The 4,650-nt window shown below is 62.9% G+C and carries 4 protein-coding genes; 3 read left to right on the plus strand and 1 reads right to left on the minus strand.

Going from position 1 to position 4,650, the window contains the following annotated elements:
- The coding region (locus IAQ70_RS22390; RefSeq protein WP_190992152.1) for an alcohol dehydrogenase catalytic domain-containing protein at positions 1-447 on the minus strand (447 nt) is incomplete at its 3' end.
- A gap of 459 nt (positions 448-906) precedes the next feature.
- Here IAQ70_RS22390 and IAQ70_RS22395 point away from each other — a divergent pair.
- From IAQ70_RS22395 to IAQ70_RS22405, 3 genes are all read left to right on the plus strand, one after another.
- On the plus strand, positions 907-2,310 hold the full coding sequence (locus IAQ70_RS22395; RefSeq protein ID WP_190992153.1) for an MFS transporter: 1,404 nt from the start codon (positions 907-909) through the stop codon (positions 2,308-2,310).
- 58 nt (positions 2,311-2,368) lie between these two features.
- Positions 2,369-3,622, plus strand: a complete 1,254-nt coding sequence (locus IAQ70_RS22400) for an aminopeptidase P family protein (RefSeq protein ID WP_190992154.1) — start codon at positions 2,369-2,371, stop codon at positions 3,620-3,622.
- 97 nt (positions 3,623-3,719) lie between these two features.
- Complete coding sequence (locus IAQ70_RS22405; RefSeq protein WP_190992155.1) at positions 3,720-4,586, plus strand: IclR family transcriptional regulator; 867 nt, start codon at positions 3,720-3,722, stop codon at positions 4,584-4,586.
- Positions 4,587-4,650 lie beyond the last annotated feature (64 nt).

The following is a 4,650-nucleotide window of genomic DNA, read 5'->3' on the forward strand; positions in this document are numbered from 1 at the left end:
GTCAATCCTGGTGCACTGCCCCGCGGCAACCAAAGTTTTCTCCGCGAACGCGCCGATGCCCAGCGCGGGAGCGAGCTCCGTGCCGTCCTCAAGCGTCATCTTCTGCGTCGCGTTATGGGTGTTGAAGCAGTACTGCGGCTGGCCCTTGGCGCACGCCCGGCATTCCCCGCACACGGCACGCCAGTTCAGGATCACCCGGTCACCCGGGGCCACCTGCGTGACGCCGGGCCCGACGGCGCTGACAACACCCGTGGCCTCATGGCCGAGCAGATAAGGGAAATCATCCCCGATGCCGCCCTGCTTGTAATGCAGGTCCGTGTGGCAGACCCCGCACGTGAGAATGTCCACCAGGGCCTCCCCCGGCCCCGGATCCGGGACCAGAATGGTCTCCACTGAAACCGGGGCGTTCTTCGCCCTGGCAATGACGGCCTGAACTCTATGGACCATTGGCTGGTTTCCTTCCTGATGACAGGGACTCGGGGACGGCGCTTGGGCGCCAGGTGGCGCCCGTCAGTTTCAAGGTTCTCGCCGCGGCTCCCAACCCGAAGCTCGCAAACTACGCATTGCGTATTACACAACGCGGCGCGTATAGCGCGTACTCGAAATATGTCAGCCTCCGCAGTGACTGTCAATGGAACGCCGCAGCGCTACCTGAGGGCACCGCTCCAACAATCAAGGCGATCTTCCGCGCACGCAACGAAGATTCGTCACACGCAACTGCAGGATTGCCGGATTCCACGTGGCCATCCGGGCCGGATGGCCTCCTGCATTGCGCGGACACCTCATACGGACCGCAATGAGCGTGCCGCAATATTCACAATAAACCATTGACTGTGTCGCCCATCACGCATAGTCTGTTGCAACAGCGTTGCGCTGAATGCAACTCCAAACCAATTTGGTGGATACATGAGTAACGAAACTTCCTCGCCGGCCCATGGCCGCGGACTTACCCCGGAGCCAAACCGCACGCACGATGGTTCCGGCGCTGGCCGCAGCACCCTGAGTGGCCAGGACTATGAACCTGCTGACACCGCCGTCAGCAAGGAAACCCGCCGCAGGGTCATCGCGGCCAGCTTCATCGGCAACTTTGTTGAATGGTTCGATTACGCCGTTTACGGCTACCTTGCCGTCACGATCGCCACAGTGTTCTTTCCCGAATCCGACCCCCAGACCGGGCTCCTGCTGACTTTCGCCCTGTTCGCCATTTCGTTCCTGGTGCGCCCGCTGGGCGGGTTCGTCTGGGGCCACATCGGTGACAAGGTGGGCCGGCGGACAGCACTTTCCCTGTCCATCCTGATCATGTCCGGGGCGACCTTCTGCATCGCACTCATCCCGGGTTACGACACGATCGGCATCTGGGCGCCCGTCCTGCTTCTGATCATCCGGGTGGTGCAGGGCTTCTCAGCCTCGGGGGAGTATGCCGGAGCCTCGGCCTTCCTCGTCGAGTACGCCCCCGTCAACAAGCGCGGCCTGTACGCGGCGGTTGTCCCCGCCAGCACCGCGGCAGGTTTGCTTCTCGGATCGCTCATCGCCGGCCTGCTGACAACCCTCCTGGCTACCGAAGCGATGCACAGCTGGGGGTGGCGCCTGCCATTCCTGCTGGCAGCCCCGATGGGCCTGATCGGTCGCTACATCCGGACCAAGCTCGAAGATACCCCGGTGTTCCGCGAGCTCGCAAAGGAGGACCAGGCCGTCAAGGCACCTGTCTCCAGCCTCTTTCGGAACCATTGGCGGCAGCTGCTGCAGGCCGTCGGAGCCGTGCTGCTCAACGCCGTCGGGTTCTACGTCATCCTCAGCTACATGCCCACGTATTTGTCGTCGGAGCTTGGTCTCGGAGAAACCGAATCTTTCCTTGCCACCACGATCGCGCTGCTGACCTACATCGGATTCATCTTCCTGACCGGGATGCTCTCGGACCGCTACGGACGCAAGAAGGTGCTGATCAGCGCGTCCATCACCTTCATTGTGCTGACCGTGCCCGCCTTCGCACTGTTGGGAACCGGGAATTTCCTGGTCATCGTCCTCGTCCAAATTTTGTTGGGCGCAATGCTCACCCTCAATGACGGAACGCTTCCCAGCTTCCTGGCCGAGATGTTCCCCACCCGGGTCCGTTACAGCGGCTTCGCGGTCAGCTTCAACCTCTCCAACGCCCTCTTCGGCGGTACCGCACCCTTCATGGCAACCCTCCTGATCGCTGCCACCGCCAGCAATCTGGCCCCCGCCTGGTACCTCGTCGGTGCGGCGGTAATTTCCCTGATCGCCGTTGCACTCTCCAGGGAAACCGGCAACGAACCGCTGCGCCACGAGTAACCCCATTCTTTCCCCCACTTCCCATCTCAAAGTAACTGCACCACAGAAAGGCAACACCATGACCATCACCACCGGAAACGCATCGTCCATCGCCGAACTGGAGCGCACCAAGGTCCTGAAGAACGGCGAGAAGGTCAGCCTCACGTTCTCGGACACGGAGTTCGAGCGCCGGCTCGCCGGCCTGCGCCGCATCATGGCGGAGAAGGAACTCGACGCCGTCGTCCTGACCAGCTACCACTCCATCAAGTACTACTCCGACTACCTTTTCACCACGTTCGGCCGTTCCTACGCCATGGTGGTCACCAAGGATGACAACGTCACCGTCACCGCGAACATCGACGCCGGCATGCCATGGCGCCGCAGCTACGGCGACAACATCATCTACACGGACTGGCGCCGCGACAACTACATCTTCGCCATCCAGGAAGTCCTGCGCACCCGCGGCATCAACCCGCGCCGCCTCGGCGTCGAGGACGACTCGCTGCCACTGGATAACCGCAACAAGATCCAGGCCGCCTTCTCCGGCGCCACCCTGGTGGACGTGGCCCAGGCCGCCATGCGTCAGCGCATGATCAAGTCCGCCGAAGAGATCGAGGTCATCAAGCACGGTGCACGCATCGGCGACCTGGGCGGCGAAGCCATCCGCAACGCCATCACGGCCGGCATCACCGAATACGAGGTTGCCCTGATCGGCACCGAGGCCATGGTCCACGAGATCGCCCGGACCTTCCCGAACTCCGAAATCCGCGACACCTGGGTGTGGTTCCAGTCCGGCATCAACACCGACGGCGCCCACAACTGGGCCACCACCCGCAAGATCCAGGAACACGACATCCTGTCCCTGAACTGCTTCCCGATGACGTCCGGCTACTACACCGCCCTGGAGCGCACCCTGTTCTACGGCGAACCGGATGCCCGCTCGCTGGAACTGTGGAACATCAACGTCGAGGTCCACAAGCGCGGTCTTGAGCTGATCAAGCCGGGCGCCGTGTGCAAGGACATCGCCGCGGAGCTCAACGAGATCTACGTGGGCCACGGCCTGCTGGCCAACCGCACGTTCGGCTACGGCCACTCCTTCGGCGTGCTCAGCCACTACTACGGCCGCGAGGCCGGGCTGGAACTCCGCGAGGACATCGACACCGTGCTGGAGCCGGGCATGGTGGTCTCCATGGAACCGATGATCACCGTCCTGGACGGCCAGCCGGGCTCCGGCGGCTACCGCGAGCACGACATCCTGGTGGTGGGCGAAGACGGAGCCGAGAACATCACCAAGTTCCCGTTCGGTCCGGAATACAACATCATCGGAGCCTAACCCGCAGCTGACCCCTCCGGGTTAATAGGCCGGGAAGCGGCGCCGCACTGGCTGCGGCGCCGCTTTCCGCGGACTATGCGCAATGATAGTGAGCACCATGAGCACACCAGATTCCCGTGACACCACTGGCGGCGACAGCACCGGCCCCGACACCAACGGCAGCGACGTTAGCGGCAAGGCCGATACCAAGGGCGCCTCGGTCATTGTCAATGCCATCGCCGTCCTTCGCTCATTCACCGCTGACGAACCGTTGCTGGGTGTCACTGAAATTGCGAACAGGGTAGGCCTGCACAAAAGCACGGTGTCACGAATCCTGGCCACCTTTGAACAGGAAAACCTCGTGGAGCGGGATGCGGACACCCGCCGTTTCCGCCTCGGATTGGGGCTGATCGCCGTCGCTGGGCCGCTGCTGGCTGAACTGGAGGAGCGCCGTGTCGCCTATCCGGTTCTCCGGGAGCTCACCGAACTGACGGGGGAGACCAGTGCCCTGATGATGTGGGAAGGCAATCAGTCCATCTGCGTGGAGCAGATCGCCAGCCGCCACCAGATCAAACACACCACCCCGCTGGGGGCACGGTACAACGACGCCCTGAGCGCCTCGGTCCAGGTATTCCTTGCAACGGAACCGGAAGAACGCGTGCGCTCACTCATCCGCAGCGGAGCCATCACGTACGCAGGGGTGGATGAGACCAGCCTCGACAGCTACCTGGTCCGCCTTAAAGGCGACTCCCGCCGCGGATGGGCCGTCAATTACGGGGAAAGTTCGCTGGATGAAGTTGGCGTTGCCGCCCCCGTCTACGATCACCGTGGCGACGTTGTGGCAGCTGTCCTCATCCCCGCCCCGCGGTTCCGCGTCTCCCAGGAGCGGCTGCAGAACCTTGGCGAGTCCTGCGCGGCAGCCGCCAACAAGGTCACGGCACGGCTGGGCGGAAACACCACAGGCGCCGCCGCCCAAGCACACTAAAGACGTCAACGCTCTCTCACTTAATGCAAGAAAAGCCGGAACGCTCTCTCACTTAATGTGGATT

This window comes from Pseudarthrobacter sulfonivorans, assembly GCF_014712225.1.
In the GTDB taxonomy this organism is placed as follows: Bacteria; Actinomycetota; Actinomycetes; order Actinomycetales; family Micrococcaceae; genus Arthrobacter; species Arthrobacter sulfonivorans.

Excerpts from the sequence above, each read along its gene's own strand:
- IAQ70_RS22395 (WP_190992153.1), top strand. The coding sequence starts at position 907 with ATGAGTAACGAAACTTCCTCGCCGGCCCATGGCCGCGGACTTACCCCG.
- IAQ70_RS22400 (WP_190992154.1), top strand. The coding sequence starts at position 2,369 with ATGACCATCACCACCGGAAACGCATCGTCCATCGCCGAACTGGAGCGC.
- IAQ70_RS22405 (WP_190992155.1), top strand. The coding sequence starts at position 3,720 with ATGAGCACACCAGATTCCCGTGACACCACTGGCGGCGACAGCACCGGC.